The organism is Leptospira yasudae, assembly GCF_003545925.1.
GTDB classification, from domain to species: domain Bacteria; phylum Spirochaetota; class Leptospiria; order Leptospirales; family Leptospiraceae; genus Leptospira; species Leptospira yasudae.
This window is the reverse complement of sequence record NZ_QHCU01000009.1, coordinates 68431-88871: the sequence shown is the minus strand read 5'-3', so window position 1 is coordinate 88871 and position 20441 is coordinate 68431. Positions and strand designations below refer to the sequence as shown.

Annotated in this window: 21 protein-coding genes and 1 other RNA gene; 7 read left to right on the top strand and 15 right to left on the bottom strand. The window is 46.1% G+C overall.

The genetic code is table 11. The features are described 5' to 3' along the window. Nucleotides 1-100: 100 nt before the first annotated feature. A complete protein-coding gene (locus tag DLM76_RS20295; RefSeq protein WP_118966372.1) occupies nucleotides 101-949 on the bottom strand; it encodes a sigma-70 family RNA polymerase sigma factor in 849 nt (282 codons plus the stop codon). 159 nt (nucleotides 950-1108) lie between these two features. On the opposite strand from DLM76_RS20295, the gene DLM76_RS20285 reads away from it, so the two are divergent. Then, complete coding sequence (locus DLM76_RS20285) at nucleotides 1109-1543, top strand: universal stress protein (RefSeq protein ID WP_118966370.1); 435 nt, start codon at nucleotides 1109-1111, stop codon at nucleotides 1541-1543. Nucleotides 1544-1550: 7 nt separating this feature from the next. On the opposite strand, the gene DLM76_RS20280 is transcribed toward DLM76_RS20285, so the two are convergent. Further along, nucleotides 1551-2114: a SelL-related redox protein gene (locus DLM76_RS20280; RefSeq protein ID WP_118966369.1), complete on the bottom strand. Its 564-nt coding sequence runs from the start codon at nucleotides 2112-2114 to the stop codon at nucleotides 1551-1553. A 73-nt stretch (nucleotides 2115-2187) separates the two neighbouring features. Between DLM76_RS20280 and DLM76_RS20275 the strand changes: the two genes are divergently transcribed. Continuing rightward, complete coding sequence (locus DLM76_RS20275) at nucleotides 2188-2907, top strand: TerC family protein (RefSeq protein ID WP_118966368.1); 720 nt, start codon at nucleotides 2188-2190, stop codon at nucleotides 2905-2907. On the opposite strand, the gene DLM76_RS20270 is transcribed toward DLM76_RS20275, so the two are convergent. The 3 genes from DLM76_RS20270 to rnpB all read right to left on the bottom strand — a co-directional run bounded on the left by DLM76_RS20270 (nucleotide 2894) and on the right by rnpB (nucleotide 5328). Beyond that, entirely contained in the window at nucleotides 2894-4255 is a 1362-nt protein-coding gene (locus DLM76_RS20270) for an acyl-CoA--6-aminopenicillanic acid acyltransferase (RefSeq protein ID WP_118966367.1), read from the bottom strand. The genes DLM76_RS20275 and DLM76_RS20270 overlap by 14 nt on opposite strands. 105 nt (nucleotides 4256-4360) lie before the next feature. After that, entirely contained in the window at nucleotides 4361-4783 is a 423-nt protein-coding gene (locus DLM76_RS20265) for an acyl-CoA thioesterase (protein ID WP_118966366.1), read from the bottom strand. A gap of 150 nt (nucleotides 4784-4933) precedes the next feature. Continuing rightward, nucleotides 4934-5328, bottom strand: an RNA gene (gene rnpB / locus DLM76_RS20260) — RNase P RNA component class A. Nucleotides 5329-5457: 129 nt separating this feature from the next. Between rnpB and DLM76_RS20255 the strand changes: the two genes are divergently transcribed. From DLM76_RS20255 to DLM76_RS20240, 3 genes are all read left to right on the top strand, one after another. Next, a complete protein-coding gene (locus DLM76_RS20255; RefSeq protein ID WP_118966365.1) occupies nucleotides 5458-5907 on the top strand; it encodes a tetratricopeptide repeat protein in 450 nt (149 codons plus the stop codon). A 189-nt stretch (nucleotides 5908-6096) separates the two neighbouring features. Then, nucleotides 6097-6384: a ribosome hibernation-promoting factor, HPF/YfiA family gene (gene hpf, locus DLM76_RS20245; protein WP_010574237.1), complete on the top strand. Its 288-nt coding sequence runs from the start codon at nucleotides 6097-6099 to the stop codon at nucleotides 6382-6384. A gap of 61 nt (nucleotides 6385-6445) precedes the next feature. After that, a complete protein-coding gene (locus DLM76_RS20240) occupies nucleotides 6446-7387 on the top strand; it encodes a tetratricopeptide repeat protein (protein WP_118966364.1) in 942 nt (313 codons plus the stop codon). 183 nt (nucleotides 7388-7570) lie between these two features. Here the strand turns inward: DLM76_RS20240 and DLM76_RS20235 are convergent, their stop codons facing one another. From DLM76_RS20235 to DLM76_RS20220, 4 genes are all read right to left on the bottom strand, one after another. Next, nucleotides 7571-8131: an LIMLP_12425 family protein gene (locus tag DLM76_RS20235; RefSeq protein WP_118957740.1), complete on the bottom strand. Its 561-nt coding sequence runs from the start codon at nucleotides 8129-8131 to the stop codon at nucleotides 7571-7573. Between the two features lie 5 nt (nucleotides 8132-8136). Further along, nucleotides 8137-8739 (bottom strand): RNA polymerase sigma factor, encoded by a 603-nt coding sequence (locus DLM76_RS20230; RefSeq protein WP_118957739.1) that lies wholly within the window; start codon nucleotides 8737-8739, stop codon nucleotides 8137-8139. Nucleotides 8740-8821: 82 nt separating this feature from the next. Then, nucleotides 8822-9181 carry a PilZ domain-containing protein gene (locus tag DLM76_RS20225; protein ID WP_118957738.1) on the bottom strand — a complete coding sequence of 120 codons (360 nt, stop codon included), beginning with the start codon at nucleotides 9179-9181 and terminating at the stop codon, nucleotides 8822-8824. 177 nt (nucleotides 9182-9358) lie between these two features. Then, nucleotides 9359-10813: an MBOAT family O-acyltransferase gene (locus DLM76_RS20220; RefSeq protein WP_118966363.1), complete on the bottom strand. Its 1455-nt coding sequence runs from the start codon at nucleotides 10811-10813 to the stop codon at nucleotides 9359-9361. Nucleotides 10814-10988: 175 nt separating this feature from the next. On the opposite strand from DLM76_RS20220, the gene DLM76_RS20215 reads away from it, so the two are divergent. Then, nucleotides 10989-11594, top strand: a complete 606-nt coding sequence (locus DLM76_RS20215; protein ID WP_118957736.1) for a DUF3332 domain-containing protein — start codon at nucleotides 10989-10991, stop codon at nucleotides 11592-11594. 46 nt (nucleotides 11595-11640) lie between these two features. On the opposite strand, the gene DLM76_RS20210 is transcribed toward DLM76_RS20215, so the two are convergent. The 4 genes from DLM76_RS20210 to DLM76_RS20195 all read right to left on the bottom strand — a co-directional run bounded on the left by DLM76_RS20210 (nucleotide 11641) and on the right by DLM76_RS20195 (nucleotide 14842). Further along, a complete protein-coding gene (locus DLM76_RS20210) occupies nucleotides 11641-12135 on the bottom strand; it encodes a DUF192 domain-containing protein (RefSeq protein ID WP_118966362.1) in 495 nt (164 codons plus the stop codon). A 217-nt stretch (nucleotides 12136-12352) separates the two neighbouring features. Then, the gene (locus DLM76_RS20205; RefSeq protein WP_118957734.1) at nucleotides 12353-13126 is read right to left on the bottom strand and encodes an enoyl-CoA hydratase-related protein; all 774 of its coding nucleotides are present in this window, start codon (nucleotides 13124-13126) and stop codon (nucleotides 12353-12355) included. Between the two features lie 8 nt (nucleotides 13127-13134). After that, nucleotides 13135-14517, bottom strand: coding sequence for a PP2C family protein-serine/threonine phosphatase (locus tag DLM76_RS20200; RefSeq protein ID WP_118966361.1), 1383 nt, complete (start codon nucleotides 14515-14517; stop codon nucleotides 13135-13137). Beyond that, the gene (locus tag DLM76_RS20195) at nucleotides 14492-14842 is read right to left on the bottom strand and encodes a hypothetical protein (protein ID WP_118957732.1); all 351 of its coding nucleotides are present in this window, start codon (nucleotides 14840-14842) and stop codon (nucleotides 14492-14494) included. The genes DLM76_RS20200 and DLM76_RS20195 overlap by 26 nt, the downstream gene beginning before the upstream one ends. 160 nt (nucleotides 14843-15002) lie before the next feature. Between DLM76_RS20195 and DLM76_RS20190 the strand changes: the two genes are divergently transcribed. Next, the gene (locus DLM76_RS20190) at nucleotides 15003-16049 is read left to right on the top strand and encodes a hypothetical protein (protein WP_118966379.1); all 1047 of its coding nucleotides are present in this window, start codon (nucleotides 15003-15005) and stop codon (nucleotides 16047-16049) included. Nucleotides 16050-16471: 422 nt separating this feature from the next. Here DLM76_RS20190 and DLM76_RS20185 read toward each other — a convergent pair whose 3' ends face one another. After that, entirely contained in the window at nucleotides 16472-18547 is a 2076-nt protein-coding gene (locus tag DLM76_RS20185; protein ID WP_118966360.1) for a methyl-accepting chemotaxis protein, read from the bottom strand. A gap of 31 nt (nucleotides 18548-18578) precedes the next feature. After that, nucleotides 18579-20129 carry an LA_0442/LA_0875 N-terminal domain-containing protein gene (locus tag DLM76_RS20180; RefSeq protein WP_118966359.1) on the bottom strand — a complete coding sequence of 517 codons (1551 nt, stop codon included), beginning with the start codon at nucleotides 20127-20129 and terminating at the stop codon, nucleotides 18579-18581. Nucleotides 20130-20441: the final 312 nt, after the last annotated feature.

The window sequence follows — 20441 nt, the reverse complement described above, 5'->3', positions numbered from 1 at the left end:
CGAACACGATTCCGAGAAGAATCCTCAGGAAATTTTTTTTCCACTCCGTATTCCAAAAAGACCGCATTCTGACACAAAAATTACAGACGTAAAATCCCGATTAGGCGGCGTCCTTCTCCTCCTCCGGAACGAGAACAAAACGAAGATCCTTTCCGGAAAGAATCAAAAAATCCAACGCACGACGATAAAGCCTCTTGACCGCGGAATAGCTCCAACCGAACCAGAACGAAATCTCCTCGTGCGTGTAGATCGTTTCCGTTTTCAAAAGCTTTTTTCTCAGCTTTTCCTTGGATCGCAACAAAACATCCGCGGCTCCGTTCCCTTTTGAAAAAAGAATCTGCTGTTTGATTTCCATTCTTTCCAAAACGGCCAGCTCGCGCCTTCGCGCCTCGAATCTTTTTTCCGCCCTTTCTTTGAGGAAATCACGGACGGAATTTCCGGATGCGAGGAGAACGCTTTTCAAAAGAAGAATTTCTCCTCTCTCAAGGAATAAATTGTGTTTGAGTTTGAAGATCAAAACCGCTCTCGGATCGAAACCGCGCAGGGTTTCGTTCAGAAAGATACGATGTACGGATGTTTTCGTTTCGTAATCGGGTTCGTCCGAAATCCGGCCCGGAAGGTCGTGCGCCTCGAACGTAACGGCTTCCCGTTTGCGGAAACGAATCTCCTTTTTCCACTGGTTTAAAACGAGGTGTTTTAGGAACACGATCGCATACGCCGGAAAATTCTTGAACCTACGCGTTTCGTACAATTCCGAAAAATATTCAATTTTTTGAATGAACCTGATAAGGACTTCCGATCGTCCGTCCTCGTCGAGAGAATATTTGTGAACCGCGATTCTCCGTATCCAAAACTCCGCCTGTTCGATCAGCGCCTTCGTGTTTCCCGTGTTCTTATACGTTAAATAAGAATTTATGAATATACGATCCAATTCGGTTGTGTCTTGCATGGTCGGTAAAAATTCGTCCCGATCCGCCGACGTCCAATTTTTTTCATAAAGGGAGAATTCTCCGATTGATCAAAATCAAACCTTGAAAGCCTAAAATCCGCAATTTTTTGATTGGAAAACGCGTTCGAGAGGGATACACTCTTTGCGAAGAGAAACAATATGCAAAGATTCATCAAAAAAATTTTAGTCCCCGTGGACGGTTCGGAGAGTTCCAAAAAGGCGCTGGAGATGGGAATCGCGATCGCGAAGGCGGCGAACGCGAGTCTTACGGTTTTGGAAGTCGTCGAAGAATTCGGTCCGCTTCCCGGTTATTACGAAAAAGCCCCCGAAGGAAAGGACAGAGTGAAGTGGATTTCGGAACAAAGATTCGAAAAGATCCATTCTCCTTTGGACGAATCGCCCGAAATCAAATGGGATCGTTTGGTTCTGGAAGGATACCCGGCCGACACGATCGTGGAAACCGCAGCAAAAGGAAATTATGATATGATTGTGATCGGTTCGAGAGGTCTTTCCGCTGTGGGAAGATTTCTGGTCGGTTCGGTTTCGGATCGGATCGTTCATCACGCGACCTGTTCGGTCACGGTAGTTCGTTAAACGCGAGTTAGGCGGGCATTACGTCGGGTCCGAATTCCGCGCCCGGCAGCAGAGTGACTCCCGGAATATTTTTCCAATCGGGATGATCTCCGATATGTCTGTATCGATGTTCCCAAACGATCCGGTCCCGAACCACTAAGAACGCTCCGGGCATCTGCAAAGGATTGCTGCCCGGGATTCCGTAAAAATGTCCTTTTAACGTCGCTCTCGCCGTTCCGATCAAAACCTCGGGACCGGCGAGTTGAACCAAGTTCGCCGTCTCCAAACCCAGATCGCTGTAAAATTCCGTCTTTGCATCGGCGACGACGCTTGCCTCTTCCCAAACCCCGGAAAAGAATTCTTCCGCATCCTTTAACTGGCCCGGGAAAAAAAACAGAACGGGGGGGAATGAAAGACAGATTTCGGAAATCTCCTTAAGATCGTGGATCGCTTCCCTGCTGAAAATACAACCCGAATGACGTAGAAAAACCAAAAGACTAAGTCGGTGGGGCAGACAGGGAAGAATCGTCTTGCTCCTCAGATGAATTCCGACCGCTTCCCTTGTCTTGAAACTCTCCGGAAGAAATTCCATACTTCCAGTATGCCTCCTTAAATTTCCTTGTAAATCGATTGATTTCTTCGTTTTCGAAAAATTAATTGCAAGCATGGAATTACTCACACTCGATAAAGTCGTCGCCGTTTTGACCCTGACTTTGATGGAAATCGTTCTCGGAATCGATAATATCGTCTTTCTCTCCATCGTTTCCGGAAAACTTCCCAAGAACCAACAAAATCAAGCAAGAAACATAGGGTTGATTCTTGCACTCGGTTTTAGAATCGGTTTGTTGTTTACGGTCAGTTGGTTGGCTTCCCTGACTTCCCCTCTTTTGACCGTCGCCGATTTCGGAATTTCCGGAAGGGATTTGATTATGCTCGGGGGAGGTTTATTCCTCATCGCAAAAAGTACCAGCGAGATTCACGGCAAGGTGGAAGGAATCGAAGAGGACGATTCCAAATCGAAGAAGGAAAAAATTTCTTTCTGGGGTGTGATCGTTCAGCTTATCATTTTGGACATCATTTTTTCCGTGGACTCCATCGTAACGGCAATCGGGCTTTCCGGTCAATTTCAGGTGATGGTTGCGGCCGTGGTCTTGTCGATGGTCGTGATGTTGATCTTTTCGGGAACCGTCAGCGATTTTATCAACGAACACCCTACTATGAAGGTGCTCGCGCTTGCGTTTTTAATCATGATCGGAGCGATGTTGTTCGCGGACGGCCTTCACTTCCACATTCCGAAAGGATACGTCTACTTTTCGATGGCGTTCTCACTCGGCGTGGAACTCATCAACATGAAGATCCGAAAGGCAAGCGCTAAGAGACGCTGATCCCCGCCTTTTGATTCCAGAGGGACCACTGAAGCCGATACAAGGGAGCGAATGCTTGTTTGGGCTTGCGTTTTTTGAGTTCGTGGACCAAATTCGCGTTCCACAATCGATATTCTTGCAGAGCCGTTCTCGCGGCTCTTTCGCTCAGTTCATCCAAGGCCTTGGAAGGGTCGGATTTTTTTTCCAGACCCTTCAATTCCTGAAACCATGTGTTTTCCAAGGAATCGATCTTCGGTTCCACCAGAGCTTTTGCGTCCGGATAAAACCTCTGAATCTCCCGATAGAATTTTTCGTGCGTCCACCAAAGGGAAGTGTCCAATGCCGCGCCCGGTTGTTCGAAATTCTTTTCTAAAAACGTTGTGCCCGGAAATCCCGCCGGAAGAAACAAGGAGATCGAAGGAATCGCCGCTCCCGTAAACCAAAAACGGTTCTGAGAAGTTTTCGGTTTCAACTCGGCCACCAAAGAAGCGGTCGTACCGTTAGGCGTAATTGGACCGGTCGCGTGCAGACAAACCGAACCCATGTCCGAGGAAGAAGGATAAAAACGTCCGCTTGCGCTTCCCGGTTCCCCTTCCTGTCTGAGAATTTCCATCGCGGCCTTCGCGTCTAAATTCCCTTTTTTGAATGTTCCCATCGAGGCAGTTCTCGCCCTTCTTACCTTACACTTGCTGAAAAAAGTAAAGAAAGAGTCCGAGAACGCTTTGCGGAACGAAAACGGTTCGCCGTGATTCGCCCAACCTTTTTGAACCGCGTATTCGATCGCGGACGGATGAATCGCGTCGTAATCGTTTTCCAACGTAAGCCCGTTGGAGATCGAATAAAACCCTTCGATCTTTTTCCAAGCCCAGAATTTTCCCGCGGTCTCGAGCACGAAGGCGTTTCGATAATCCGCGATCAAAAAACTATTGTGATAGTAAAAGGACGAGTTCGTATAACCCCCGCAAGCGTCTTGTCCGAATTGTTCGAGCAACTGAAGAATCGTTTCACGCGCGGCTTCCGCGTTGTCGCTTCTTTCCAATGCAAGACGCAAGAGATCCATTCCCGTCAAACCCTGATTCTTTTTTTCAAAGGGAATTTTCGTAAAGACCGCTTCGTTGCCGATGACAACGCCGGAGGAGTTCGCTCCCATCTCCGCTCCCCACATCTGAAAGGGTTTGGAAAGAATCACTTCGAGTGTTTGTTTTACGCCGGGAACTTGGATGTAAGTGCAGCGGGTTTGTTTTTCCCCGGTTCGAGGAAGAACGCGCAGCAACGCCTGCGCTTCGTTCGGTTCACGATCTGAATTCTTCCCAAAGATCATAGAACCGGTTCCGGTAAAAGAAGGTGTGGCAACGAACGTATCACACATGATCCGCAGAAGTTCTTCGTTTTAAATAGAAAGGCAAGCCGTTTTTCGCCCGCGCGTTCTCTCGAATCCGAATTCGAATCACGGATTATAATTCGTTATGAATTGTTACGATTGCTCCTGAAAGAATAGATTCTTATAAATCTCCGGAAGCAAGGCAGGTTTCTGTGTAGCAAAGTTGAACCAAAGAAATTCTCCCTTGGCGGTCGCGACACAATCCCCTTCTTGGTTCCACATCGTACAAGAGATATGAAACGACCGGGAAGTCACTGCGTCCACCTGCATCGTTATATCCAGAGTATCGGGATAACGAACCTGTTTACGATAATCCACGTCGATGTGAGTGATTACCGGTCCGCCTTCGGATGGACGATCGGGAGTGTCCCAAAGATTGAGATCCGTAAAGTAATTGGCGCGGGCGTTTTCAAAATACTTCGCATAAACGACATGATTCACATGTCCGAACGCGTCCATATCTCCCCAAGCCACTTTCTGGGAATAACTGTATTGATATCGAATCGGTTTAGGCATCGCGAAAACTCATACAAAAAATATAATATTCAAAACGCACTCTGCCGAAGTCGCTGCGCTTCCTTCAGCCAGACGCTTTTTAATGAAAACAAAACGCACTCTGCCGAAGTCGCTGCGCTCCTTCAGCCAGACGCTTTTTAATGAAAACAAAAACGCACTCTGCCTGTAAGCCGGATTCTGTCCTCTCCGTTAAGAGATGGATGACCATTTATCTTGCTCCGAAAGTTACCGATCGGAGTCTTTGCTCTCTACCCGCGGCCCCGCGGAAACGGCAAAAAGGCCGCCTATTTGAGATTGCACCCGGGAGGGTTTACCGTTCCCGATTCCTCTCGGAATCGGAGGTGGGCTCTTACCCCGCCATTTCACCCTTACCGCCGGATTCCCCGACGGCGGTATCCTTTCTGTTGCACTTTCCATACTCGTTCCCCTGAAATTGCTCTCAAGGGTTGAATTCCGGGCATTACCCGGTCCCGTGTTTCCCAGTGTCCGGACTTTCCTCACCCTTTTTGAAAACCAAAAAGCAGCGCGATCATCCGGCAGAATGCTTGGTTTCGACTATTTTAAGAGGCCCCAAGCAAAACGAGAAAAAAAAAGAAAGAATCTAAGAATCTCACCGAAATTCTGGCACGGCACTTGCATATATATAGACAGAACACTGGAACTGAGGTGATAAGATGAACAAGTTTACGACAATTGCTCTCTTTTTAAGCATTTTTACTGGACTGTATGCAATGCCAGAGGCCCAAAAGGTCGAGGAAGAGCTTAATAAGTTTACACCAGAGAATGAAATCCAATTAGCGAATAAGCTGAGCGCCTTGGGAAGTCTGAAACAAAAAGTCAGAGACTACAATTCCGCGATCGACCTCTACAACCAATCTCTCACCGTTCGTGAGAAAATGGGAGAAAAAGAATCCGCAGGCTACGCGCTGGTTCTCTATCTCAAATCCATCTCCGAGTTCCGCCAAGGTAAATCCTGCCAGGCTCTGGAGAACATCAAAAACGTAATTTCTATCTATCAGAAAATCGGGGATATCGATTCCGCCCTGAACGCCGAGGAAGAAGCTTATAAAAAATACCAAGAAGCTTGTTCCATCCATATGGAGAATGTTGCGAACGCTCAGTAATCAAACACCGAGCCCACTAATTCATCCCATCTCTAGTTCTAACTGACTTGGCCCGCCCGAAAGGGCGGGATTTTTTTTGATTTGACTCTTCTCCTTTCAAGACTAACCTGAAATTCCGGATTTTGAAGTTTTCTGACTCCCACTGTCGTCTAAATTTATCCGGTATAAAAAAACAATTCGGAGCAGCCTATGAAAATAAATTATAACTGGAAGAACGTAGATCATTCGAAAGCGGCCGAGGAATACGCAGACAGTAAATTGGATCGAGTTTCCAAATATCTTCATACGGTTCAGTCTTTCGAGATCTCTTTTGAAATGATTCACGGAGAAGTCAGCGCCAATCTGAATCTCCACGGAGACGGAAACAAATTCAACGCACAAAATTCGAACAAGGATATCTACGCTTGCATCGACGGCTTGGAAGATAAGATCGTAAAACAAGTCAGCAAACATCACGACAAAAAAGCAACCCACTGATCCGACCTCAAATTCATCCGGTGGAACTCCACCGGATTCCAAGTGAAAGAATGAATCCTCCATGTCCTTTTCCAGAAAATTAGAAGAAGCCAATCAATACTTAAGCGACGGGGATTTCGACAAGGCGCAAAAAAGTTTCGATTCTCTTTTGGCCGAAGAACCCGAACATCCGGAAGTCGTAGCGGGCTATTTCATCTCCTCGTATTGGGACAATCGTTTGGATCGGATTCACAACGCTAAGGAAGGAAGGGAAAGAAGTCATCTTCTCATTCAGTATTTCGCCGAATTTCAAAACGCATTCGAACTGAGAAAGTTCACGGGAACTTCCGCTTTGCGTGCGATTTCGGAATCGGTTTTATCAGAGGCCGTCGATCAGCTCAAGATTTCGGTCCAAAGGGAAGGTCTTCACTTTCAAGATCCTTCCGCGCTTTTGGGTTTGATCCGAGAACTCATCCGCTTCCGCGATTACCGCAACGCCCTTGAAATCTTAAATTATTCCTCTTCAGTGGAACGAAATTCTCCCGAGTTTTTATATCTTCGCGCGGAGTCCTTGTTTCAAACCGGAGAAGAACGGAAATCTCTCGTGCTTTTTCGAGAGGCGTTTCTCAAAGATCCGTCCGCCGCCCCGATCGCCGTTCTCAAAGCGGAACCGATTCTTTTTTGGATCGAAAAATTAAGAACGTCCTATCAGGAAGAATCGGATTTGAAAGAGGTTCTGCCAGTCGTTTTGGCCGAACAGGGAATCTTCGAGGAAACGAGAAATTATTCCGAAAAGGAAATTCTCGGATATTATCAAAATCTAATCCGTTTGAAGGACACTCTCAACTCGAGAAAGGATCTGTATGATTTTAAGATCCGCTGCAGAATTCTGCAGCACGCTTGTCTGATTCTGGACGTTTACAGAGGAATGCAATACAGCGAAATCTACCAGGAATCCAAGAGAATCCTGGACAGCGTAGATCCCGGCTTTTTTCAAAGAAGACAGGACGGAATTAAAAAGTAAATTTTGCTGGGTGTGACTTGCCTTTCACCGCTGCTTTGTTTGTCGGTGAAAGTTTTGCCGTGCAGGTGGGTGATGTAGTAGTTCCCACAATTCATCCCGTAATAGAAACTCAAATGCAGGAGTTCCCACATTTGAGTTTCAAGGAAAGAGCAGCGCTTGAAAAGAAGCGACAACAACCCTTATTTAGTTGTTGCCTTGCGTAAATTCCAGAATTTTATCCAGCTCTTCCACCATTCTCAGATCGCCCCGTTCGGAAAAATATTTCCGGAGAGAATCGATCGTTCTTCTGGCTTCGGCTGTGGATGGAATTTGTTTCAGAAGCGCTTTGTCGGCTTCGGACTCGAACGTACCGGAGGAAGGAATGTCTTGAAAGCTGCCGGCTTCGGACTGTCCGAACACGGTTCCGGCTCTTTCGCTTTGAATTCCATCGCCCGGATTTGCAAATCGGTTGTAGGTTACGAAGACGATTGCAAGCGCCAAAATGGCGGAAAAAGAAAATTGCAGACCGCGGTTTGCGACGACGTTTTCGCGGATTTTTTCCCATCCGTTTTCACGTTCGGGTTGGATTGCCTTGAGTTGATTTTTCAATCGGATCTGGAAATCTTCGCTGAGGTTTATATTGCGAAGTTGTTTGTCTCTGAGTTCGGACATCGTTTTCACAAGCGAATTTTCAATCTTGAGTAAATCACCGTCTTCCTTTCGTAGAAAAAGCGGAATCTTGAATTTTGACTGTAAACTTTTCATCTTTCTTACCTAAAGTATCCTTCACCCTTACCGTCTTGTAAAATCAAGTGTTTCAGGAACTCCTTCGCCTTAAAGAGTCTGCTCTTTACGGTTCCCACGTTGGTTCCCAAAACTTCGGCTATCTGCGCGTAGGACATTTCCTCGAAGTATCGGAGCTCGATCACCTCTTTGTAGAGATCTTCCAACTCGTTGATTTTGCTAATTAGATAGTTGGACTCATCACTAAGTTCAATTTTTTTTTCGAATCCTACACGATCGTCCGTTACCTGATATTCCTTATCGTCCATGGAATTCTCTTTAGCTCGTTTCCGTTTCGCTAACAAGTCCTTGGATTTGTTGACGACGATTCGATAAAGCCAAGTATAAACGCCCGATTCCGCCCGAAAGTTTCGGATGGATCGATAACCGGAGATCAGAGCGTCTTGTACGATATCCTCCGCGTCGTCTCCGTCTTTTACCATCGAGATGGCCTTGCGATAGAGCCTTTCTCGGAACGGATTGACGAGCTGGATATAAGCCTCGTCGTCCCCCTCCTTGATCTTTTTGAGAAGGCCGATTTCGATTTCTCTTAAGGTGGGCTTTTTGGAAATGATTTGTTTTTGTTCCATGTGGTAGAAGGTAAATCCCTGATTCAAAGTTCTCCAAGGAAGCGGATATGGCAATCCGGAAACGTATGGAATCAGAGAGGAATCAAGGTTCCTGAAGAGAAAGATTGATCAAAACCAGGGTTTCGGTGAGAATCATGGGCACTCGAAATCGAAGGCCGTAGACGAATCTCGATTTGTGATCGATGACTTCCGGTCCTGCCCAAACGATATCTCCTTCAAACTCGAGGCGTTTTCCGGACTTCTTTTCGATCACGGAACCGTGAACGGGTTCTGTGACGTTCAAGTCTTCCCCGTTTAAGATCAGACAAATCCCCGTCTCGGAAATGTTTCCTAACTTTGCGTGCAGCGTGATCAAACCGAATTCGATTTGTATGATATAATCGGCATAGCTACCAGGATAGTAGCGGTGACTTCTCGGTTGCGGATCGGGATTGCCGGACATACAGGATCAGGGTTACAACGGAATGACGGTTTGTCGAGAAGGTTTTTGTCGATCTTATAATCTACCGAGAATACTCGAAAATGATAGGTTGGATTTCAATCCCGCAAACATAGAGAGAATGAAACCGCTTTTCCGGAAAGAAGCGTTAAATTCCCGTTAGTCGAGAATTCTTCTTTATCAAAATTGAAAGTAGATAAACGGAATTTCAAGATCCGGAGTGAACAGCGCGAGAACGACCGCAATCACCGGATAAAAGGAAAATTCAAGCCACAGCGGCGGATTCCATTCTTTCTTTTTTTCGAAGATCCAATAACCAAGCCATTGTCCTACGATGATGCAAAGAATGACGGGGATTCCCGTTTTGAGCATGTACGGCCGCAGCCCGCCTTCCGTGTATACGAACATCCGTTTCAACATCACCCACTCTTTCTCTACGGATTCCGCGCGGAACCAAGTTCCCACCGAAATCGAAATCAAGTTGGTGACGATGATCTGAATCGGAACACCGATCTTTTCGGGAAGAAGACGGAAGTTCGGAAAACGTTTTTCCTTGGAGCTCTTGAACATCGCTTCGATCAGCAAAATCGTTCCCTGACAACTTCCCCAAATGATGAAGGTCCAGTTGGCTCCGTGCCAAAAACCGGCTATAAACATGGTAATCCAAAGATTGAATCTGTGTCGAACCGCGCCCGCTCGGTTTCCTCCGAGAGAAATATACACGTAATCGCGGAGCCAAGTGGAAAGGGTGATATGCCATCTTCTCCAGTATTCGGTGACGCTTCTTCCGATAAACGGCATACGAAAGTTTTCGGGAAGTTCGTATCCGAGAAGAAGTGCGGACGCATACGCCATGTCCGTATAACCGCTGAAGTCGCAATAAATCTGAATCAAAAACAAGGTCGCTGCAAGCCAAATGGCGGCGGTTCCGAAGTTCTCCGGATGCGAAAAAATTTTATCAACGATGGGAGCCACGTTATCCGAAAGAACGACCTTCTTGATATACCCGAGAATAAAATAACGGATCGCCTTTCGAAACGGAATTTCGGTCATATTCTTAACCGTTTCCATCTGAGGCAAAAAGGTTCTCGCGGTTACGATCGGTCCCGCAACGAGCTGAGGAAAAAAGGAAACGAACAAAGCGAAACGCAGAAAACTTTTTTCGGGGAGAATTTGACCGCGATATACGTCGATCGTATAACTCAAAGATTGAAACGTATAAAACGAAATTCCCACGGGGAGAATGATATGAAGAATCGGCAGCGCGTTAGTCACACCGAAATGGCCGAGGAAGAGATTGATCGAATCCGCAAAGAAATTATAATATTTGAAAAAACCGAGAATGAACACGAGGTTCAGAACAAGGCTGACCGTGATCAGAATAAAACGCGTTCTTTGATTTTGGGAAGAATGGATTCTCGCGGCGAGAACGAAATCCAAGACCGTGGAAAGAAGGATCAATCCTCCGAATCTCCAATCCCAGCTCATGTAGAAATAATAACTTAGGATTAAAAGGAAGAAGTGCGTGATCGTTAGAGCTTTCGCATCCCTTCCGAAAAAAAACGGAATCAGATACCAGTAAACCAGGAATACGAAGATAAAAAATACGAAAAATTCTAAAGTAGGAAAAAGCAACCTTCCGCTCCCGATGTTCCCTCTATCTTTTTCCGAACACGGTTCCGGTCAAGGAATTATGACCGTACTTCTTTGCGCGCCAAACTCGATTTTCCCCTGCGAAAAAAGAAAAATCTTGCATAATTTCCGGGAAAGGATTCAATTCTCAAAAATCTGACAAAGGGGTTGTTCTTTCATGCAACAAAATAAGTTTCGTAAGGCTATCGTAGCAATTCTTCTCCCCATGACTCTTCTTCTTTCTTTCGCGAATTGTTTCGGTAAGTTTGCGATCGTTAAAAAAGTATATGACGTAAACGAAAGTTTCAATATCGGTAGCGGTTTGCTGGCGAAGTTCATCAAGACTCTCGTAATGTATTTTCCTTTCAGCATTCTGTATGCTGTGGGATTTTTCTTTGATCTCATTCTTTTCAACCTGATCGAATTCTGGTCCGGAAGCAACCCCGTCGGTTACAACGAATACGATCAAGACGGTAAATATGTGAAGTCTTTTGAAGAAAAAGGAGAGAAGCTGACTTTGGTTTATACGAACTTCGGAAGCAGACTGGATATCACCGCTGAAAAAGAAGGAAACGTTCAAACTCTTTGTGCGCTTCGTTCCGAACCAGGTAAATTCTTCGTTGAGAAGAACGGAAAACTCGAAGAAATCATCGTAACTTCCGAAACCGTAGGATCCAAAACGATTCTGAAAATGGCGGAACAAGGAAGATTAAAATCTACGAAAGTTGTGGATACGAAAACCTTAACCGAATTGGAAGAAAAACTCGCTTCCGATTCTCTCTAAGAATAACGAACGGTAATCGGGGCATTTCCCTGATTACCGTTTCTTGCTACTGCGCCGCCTTCACCCGATCGGGCAGTTTTAAAACACCGTATTTCCCGATCTTCCGTTTTGCAAACCAGCCCTGATTGACCTCCAACGCATACAAAGCCTTTTCGCTGGAATGATAGAGTTCCGTGGTTTGATTCGGCTTCATATCGTGTATGTCCGTGATTCTTTTGTCGCGATTGAAATAGGCTATGCTGAGCGGAATCCAAGTGTTCTTCATCCAAAAACTCAAGTAATCCGGTTCGGAGAACACGAATAACATTCCTTCGTTTTCCGCGAGATGTTTCCGAAACATCAATCCTCGCGCACGATCCGCGGGCGTGTTTACTACTTCGACGAGCAGAGGATGTTCGTCCACGTAGATCGTGATTTTTTCGAGATCGCGCGCGGAACCATTAGACGAAACCAGAAGAATAGAGATGAATAAGAGAAGAAGTTTGAATCGGGGAACGATCGTATGTTTCGTTTTTAGTAGTTTGAATCTGAATGTTGCCATCGTTATCGTTCGCTTTGTTCCAATCGAAATTTTGTTTTCGTCACAAATGAACTCGTTGGAGTTCCCACAAAATCCTCCGTAAAAACTGCTTGGCCCCGCCCAGATTCGGGTGGAGGAGGAGAGGCGGTGGGAAAAATCGGGAGACATTCCTATATCACAAAACCAAGCTTTTTGCAACGGAAAATTTCCCGATCGATTTTGTCGGAACTCCGACGACTTAAAACTGAGCCGGTCTTTTTTCGAGGAATGCGGTCATTCCTTCCTTGGATTGTCCCCCGTCGAAACAAGCGCCGAACGCTTTTTCTTCGATGGAAATTCCGTCCTTCAAGGAAACGTCCAGACCTTGCTGAATGGTCTTCTTCACTCTTTCGATCGCCTGCGGTCCTTTTTTCAAAATGGAGTTCGCAATCGTTTTAGAAAAAGCTAATAGATCTTCTCCCTCTTTTACGAGCTTGTTGAGAATTCCGATTCTATATCCTTCTTCCGCCGTGATCATATCGCCGGTAACGACCAGTTCGATCGCTCTTGCGTATCCGATCAAGCGTGCAAGTCTTTGCGTTCCTCCGAAACCGGGAATCAATCCCAAGGAAACTTCCGGCAAACCGAGTTTCGCTTTTTCGGAACCGACTCGGATATCGCAAGCCAGCGCGAGTTCCATTCCTCCGCCGAGAGAAAATCCGTTGATAGCCGCGATCGAAACGATTCTGGATTGATGCAATTTTTGGAATACTCCGTTGCCGAGTTTGGAGAATTCTTCCCCTTGTGCGACGTTTAAGTCCTTCATCTCCGCGATGTCCGCGCCTGCGACGAAGGCCTTGCCTTCTCCCGTTACGATGAGAACGCGGATGTCTTTATCTTTTTCAAGAGCTTCCACTTCCCGACCGATCTGAGTCAGAACTTCCTTATTGAGAGCGTTGAGAGCGGAAGGTCTTTGGATCGTAAGAACCGCGATCTGTCCTTCCTTAGTTACGTTGATTAATTTTTCACTCATTTCTTTGATTACTCCACTTCTACGATGAGAAAGAGGGTGTCGTCCTCCAGTGCTACGTTTCCGAAAAAGGTTTCCACGGCCTTCTGCACCTTCGCTTTGAAGACTCCGATATCCTTTTCGGATCGATTCTCATTCAATATTTCAAGAAGGCCTTCCGTTCCAAGAAGTTTTCCTTCCTCGTTCTTGTTTTCTATCAAACCGTCCGTGTATAAAAAGAAACGATCGTGTTCGACGAGAGGGAGTTTGACCTGCTCCGCGATCGGCTTTTTGATTCCGAAACCGAGGATCGAACCTTCGGTTTCGATCTCGTGAAATTCTTTCGTGAACGATCCGTGAATCAAATACGGGTGTCCCGCGTTGGAAAAGGTGACTTCTTTGGAAATGAAATCCAAGAACATATAAATCGCGGAAGCGTGATAGGATTGAAATTGTTTTTGCAAAGAATCGTCTATGTAATCCATCAAACGGGACGGATGCACTTTCAGAATATAAGGCATCGTGGAAACCATGATCTTTACCATGGAAGCGACGAGCGCAGAGGCGATTCCGTGTCCCGCAATGTCCGTCAAAAAAATTCCCGTATTTCCTTCCCGGAGTTGAACGAAATCGAAGAAGTCGCCGCCGATATGATTCGGAGTGATCCGCATCACCTCGTAACGAATTCCCTTGATGCTCAAACGACCGGGAAACAGATTCTCCTGAACCTGTTTGGCGACTGTGAGATCCTGTTGAATGTATTTGTATTCCAGATCGAGTTCGGAAGAAATCGAAATCAGTCGTTTAACGATGATTACCGAAGAAGTTCCGATCACGATACAAAGTCCGTAGACTACGTCGGGCACGAAAAGAATTCTCGGAAAATCCTCGAGTCCGAGTTCGACCCGTTTGATCGTAACGAAAAAGATATGCAGACAAATCGCGATGATTCCAGTCAAAAAGCAGGAACCTTTTTTCAAGCGGAACATCTGAAAGATAACGATCAGGGAAATGAGTAAAAAGTAATTGTTATAGATCTGAAGACTTTCCAAATCCTGAAATCGATAAAAAGATTCGTGGAAGAGATTCATCATCAGAAAGATGATTACGATGTTGGAGATCTGAATCACCCAAGAAAGAAATTTCTCCTGAAACGAAAGAACCAAACTCATCACGTTGATGAGAAAGATCACTCCGAGATACAAAACTCCGCGTTCCGAATTGCGCACTTCGGGAATCGCAAGCGTCGGATACATCGTGAAGTGAAGAAGAAACGCAAGACGAATAAAGGACTGATCGATTCTCGTCTGATCCTTCCACGCTTCCGCTTCGCTGTAATTGAATTCCCTTTCAAAAAACGTAAAGGGATTCAAAAAGCCGGATTTCAACTTAGCGAATTGTCTGATCCAGGTCATACCGAGTGATTTCCGATCCGGAAAGATAAATTTTTAGATTCCAACCCGATTCCAAATACTTGTCGAGTTTTTCGGAAAGCGCGAGAGCTTCCTTTTCGTCGTTTACGCGGATGAAGAACGAACCCGATGTCGCCTTATAGTTGTAAGGAAACCGTTCGCTTAACAAAAGAGTCACCCTCGTATGATCCGCGCGTGTCTCGATCACGATATGAGATACGTGTTTGCGGTTGATGATTCTTTCATGAATGGGAAGGTCCCAGGGATTCGTTTCCGCGGAGAAGAGCGGGCCGATCCAAAATAAAACAGGCAATAGGAAATAGAACATCATCGTTTCTGAATTTCCCGACCCTGGGAATTTTGTTGTCCAAATTTACAAGGCTCCCGGTTTAACGCAAACCATTCCGTTTCAAAGATTCTTTTTTTTCAAAATGATGACGAACGGATTGGGATTTACATTTTTCAAGGAATCTGGAAAAATCTTTCCTATGCAATTATTCCGCTTTCATGTCCTGGAAAAACATTTCCGAGCGCTATGGATCGTATCCGTCATTTTCGCGCTTTCCGATTGCAAACCAACTTCATTCCTAATGGGAAATAATCCGTATTATCGGCTCTTTACAACCCATCCTATCACTCAAGCGGAGCGTTATTCTCTTTCCGATCCTTGGCAGGAAAGAATTTCGAGTCTCGACGGGGAGGAACAAAACTTCATTCAAGAAATGAATCGAATCGACGGATTTCAGGATTCTCCCTCGCCCGAAACGGACGTGAAACAGTGGAAGTCCCGTCTTAGCGCCGTTAGACAGTCTCTTCCGAATCCGGTGAATTCTTTTTTGGACAAGTCCTTGTTCCGCGTGATTCTTTGCAGAAACTTGGGAGGCACCGGTTTGAGTAGTTTCGTATACGATCATTCGGGTCCGTTAGGCGGAGTCGTATTTTTGGATACGGGAATGTTGAACAAAACCGCGAACGATTGGATCACTCAAAAGGAGAATTCTTCCTTTGTTCCTGGAACGTTGAAACTCAACGTGAGAATCGAATCGGAATCGAACGATACGATCGAGACGGCTCTCGAATACATTCTGCTTCACGAAATCGGCCATATCCTAAGCGTTCAAAAAAAGATCGTTCCGGACTTTCGCGAAAAGAATCGAGACTTTAGTACATTCGAATTTTCGAATGGAGTTTGGGTGAATGAAAACGATTCCGTTTTCGACGATTCGTTTCCGGCGCGCAAAAAAATCCGATTCTACACTTCCCAACCGATTTCTTTCGATTCCGAATGGACAGGTATTTATCCGGTTTTGAAAAAAACCCCCTTCCCTACTTTATACTCTTCGATCAACGGAGACGACTTCTTTGCGGACGCATTCGTCTCGTATGTGCATACGGTTTTGCAAAAGAAGATCTGGAATTTGGAAATCATACAAGAGAACGGGAAAAAAGTCTTTGAGATGAAGAACGGAATCCAAGAACCCCGTTGTAAAAAACAAAAGGAATTCTTGGATCGTCTGTTTGCCGAGATGAAGTAATCACCGGTCAATTCTTTTCCACTCTCTAAAGTTGTTCCGACAAAGTAAGGGATTCGAGAACCACTTGCGAAAATTCGAATTTTCCGTTGGAGGGAGCTTCGACGATTTTTTCCCGCCGAGCTCCCCATGGGAAGCGAGGTGTTGAGCTACCCTCCTCACTCTCTGGGGAGAGTTCGTTATCCCCCACCCGAATCAGAGGGTAGGGCCATCTTTATCCACAGCAGATTTCGTCGGAACTGCGGTCGCATTTCGATTCAAGGCCGCATCTCCTCTATGTCGCCCAAAACTCGACAGTTCGGTCTCTAAACGCCGATCCATAGAGAGGCGTTTGCTGAGTTTATGGTCGCGATCTTCGCTACGCAAAGAGCCTGCGATCACGCTCCGCTATCTACGGCCATAACTCGCTCTCTACGGGTCGCGAGTTATATCTTAAACTTATTGATCAAACGAATCAGACCTTCGGATTGCGTGTGCATGTTTTTGGAAAAACCGGTGAGGTCGTCCGCCCCACTCGCGATTTCCTGCGTTCCTTCCGAAATGCTCACGATCGTTTTTGTGATCTCGTCGGTCGCGCGTTTTTGTTCCTGAACCGCTTCTTCGATCTGAAGACTGAAGCTCATAAGAGAACTCGCACTCTGATGAATCTTTTCCGTATTCTTTTCCTGAGTGTTCACCGAATCGAGAACGTTCTTCGCGGATACTCCGAACATATCCACCGAACTTCTCAGCTTCGCAAGAATATCGGACGCTTCCTTTACCTTGCTCGTTCCGTTCATCACGGCGCGGTTCGTGGATTCAACGAGTTGTCCGATCTCCTGAACGCTGTTGGAAGTCTGGGACGCGAGTTTGGAGATTTCTTCCGCTACGACCGCAAACCCTTTTCCGGCCTCTCCGGCGCGGGCGGCTTCGATCGCGGCGTTTAACGCGAGTAAGTTGGTCTTTTCGGAAATATCGGTGATGATGGAAAGAATCTCGTTGATCCGTGACGCGCTGTCTCCGATCTCATCCATCGCCTTCGTGGACTGATTCATGGAACTTTCGCCGGTCGTCGCTTGCTGTTGCGATTCTCCCGCAAGGGAAGCAAGAGACTTCATCTCGTCGTTGATTCTTGCGATCTGTTCCTTCAACAAGATCACGTTCCCGTCGATGTCCTTCATGTGCGAAATCGCCCGATCCATCGACTTGCCGACATTCTCCGCGGAAGCGGCCAACTCTTCGATCGCAGCCGAGGATTCTTCCGATGCGGAAGCCTGCTCCTGAGCGACGTCGTAAAAACTTTTCGAAGACTCCGCCATCTTATCCGAAGTCGAATTCAAGGATTCGGAAGAACCCTTGATCTCCAAGATGATGCTCTTGAGATTATTCTTCATATGATCCAAGGAAAGAAGAAGTTTTCCGACCTCGTCCTTGCGTTCATAGGAATTTTCCACCACGAGATTTCCGGAGGAAACCTCCTCAGAAAAGGAGATCGCGGTGTTGATTCCGTTCGTAATCAATTTTTGGAATATTAGATTTAATACGATTACGATGATGATCATCGTAAACAGCGACGTAGCGATCGTCTCCAAGATCACTCTCGAAAGATTTTTCCAGAAGATGCTGTCCGGAACGCTGACTTCCAAGATCCATTTCTTGTTGTAATTCCCCAAATAAAAGGAATAGAAGAAGTGCGTGGCACCTCCTCTTTCGTAAACTTGGATCTCGTCCTTCAGACTTCCTTCCAGAATTTTTTTCTTCCATTCAGGATCTTGAATTTCCTTTCCCACAAGTTCGGGCTGCAGTCCGTTCGCCGCGTAAAAACCTCCGGGAGAAATCAGACTCAGATATCCTTCTCCTTGATACGGCCGAATCGGTTCGAGCATCTCCTGCATATTTTCCATCGTGATATCCATGCCCACGACGCCCGCGACTTCTCCGTTTCTGCGAACCGGTTTCACGACGGACAACATCAGAATTTCTCTTCCCGAAACCGGATACGCAAACGGATCGGCGATAAAATCGATTCCCGTTTTTTTCGGAATGTTATAAAAATATCCGCTCGCATCCTGATTTTCGTAGTAGATGACAGGCTCCAACACCAAAGGTTTGTCCGGACCTGCGGCCTTATTGATGTAAGGAATAAATCTTCCGGTCGCATCGTAGCCTTGTCGATTGACATATTGCGAATCCAAAGAATCGAATTTACCCGGTTCGAATACGGACCAAGCTCCGAAATAATTCGGATCGCTCTTTGCAAGATCCTTTAACGTTTCGATCGTTTCCTCTCGGGTCGGTCTTGCGTGCGAAAGTTGAAACTCAAGACCGCGCAGCCCGCCGAGAGCCTTGTCGAAAAAATCCCGAATTTCGAACGCGTATCTCGACGCAACCATCGCGGAAGAATCCTTAATATCCTGCGAAAGCTTAAAGTACGTCGTAATCGTATTGATGGTGGTAATCGCGATGCTTCCCGCCAAAAGTACGAGTGCAAGATATAACGATATTCGAAACCTGATGCTCATGAATCTTCCTGTGCTTCTTTATATTTTTTTTTTAAAAACTATGCGAGAATCCGATGCTGAACCAGAATAAATGCGCCGGAATTTTCTGCAATAAATACGATTCTCGGATCGCCTGTCGCAACGAACCGTCCCCAGCGTCCGGAATCAACGGACTGTTCGCGATCTGATCGAGCAGGTATTGATTGATCGGACCGTTCACCTTCGAAGGATCCACGATCAAACCGTCTTTCGTGTTTCGGTTAACGTATCCGCCGGTGGCTCCGTAGTAGTTGTCCGTGTCGTACATATACAGATTCGGGCGGTATACGTGGTTTCCTTTGATGAAGAATTTGCCGAAGTAAAAGGTCAAACTGCTCGTGATGTCCTGAATCCCGTAGCGGTTGTCCACGATGTTGTTGGACATTTCGTAACCGATGTTGACCGCGGGGGTGATTCTAAAAAATTTCTCCGCAAAATACTCGTGACTCATGTAAAGAGAGAGGTAATTCTTACCCGCCGTCAAACCGGCGTTCTCCGCCGTGATCTGAGTATAAAAGGAAAGAGTCGGAGTTATGTAGGACAGGAACGGCAATTGCCAAAAGAAATAATATTCCTGCCATGCAAGTCTCGTGATCTGATTCGAAGTGTTGTTCGAACTGCTGACTCCCTGAGCCGCAAGGGAATTAAAACCACCTAACGGCGTGGAAACATACGCCGGGTTCTTGTTGAACGTATTGTAAAACCAAGTTCCCACGGTGAACTTTCCCCAGCTCGTCTTCTCGAACGTATAATAGAACGCATAAAACAAACCGTCCGCGCGTTTCATACCGTTCTGTTCTTTATACGGTTTCGGAACCAGACCGCCGCAGGTTGAACCGGTTGCGAGCGTTCCGTTCATCACGTTGTTCTGCGTATCGTAGACGCAGCTTTGATTCAAAAGATCGGGATTCGGAGCGGTGAAAGGATTTCCTTGCCCCGGATAAGAAGGACCGGGACCGCCCGGAAACAATTGAAAACGTCCGTCGCTGTCCTTGTCATTTCGTTCCGTTAACTGGAAGTTTCCCCAGAACTGGATCTTAAATCCTTTCAACGGAGTATTGATGTCGATGGTCGGTTGGTACGAAGGAACGATCGTGGTGGCAGGGTAACTTTCGTTTCTTCGGCGGTTTGCCATCTCGCCGGAAAAACTGAGTCCCCTCCAGATAAAGTCCGTGACGATCTCGTGAGTCACGTCGATCGTCGTGTCGTTTCCCTGTTGGGAAGAAGCATGAGGCGGTTCTCGTTCGATCGGCGTAGCGATTCCTGAATAAGGATTCTGGTGAGGAGGCGGTTCGGATTTCGAGCCGCCAGTTTTATCGGAAGAGATGGTGTTCTTATTCTTATCTTGCGGCCTTTCGTACGTTACGCTGACCACGTTCTCTTTCGCAAAATAACGGATAAAGTCTTCGTTCTCCGCGAGAAGGACTTTCTCGTCGTCTTCCAAAACGACCTTGCCTCGATAGATCGAACCGTTTTTAAGACGGACGATATCGGCGGCAAAAAGGGAAGAACTCCAACTGAGGAAAAAACAGAATACGAGAAGAAGGGAAATTTTGAGCCTCATACGTTTACAACCTTGTCATTTTTTTATTTCGTATTTTGCGAATTTTCAAGTAGAAATGATTCTTCAAATTGCGCTTTTATATCTCGCATGCAACCCGAGGAGAATAACAGAAAAAGGAAACAAAGGGAAGAATCAACCAGTAAAAAACATTTTCTTTCGACGAATGGAAAGCGTACGATCTTGCAGAAAGGATTCGCTTAAAAAGAAAGCAAAATGATTTAAGCCAAAACTGCGTCTTTTCTGAGAAAATTTTTTTAAAAATTCGATCGCAGACGACCCGGTGCGGTTATAATCCTTCGAGGCGACTCCGGA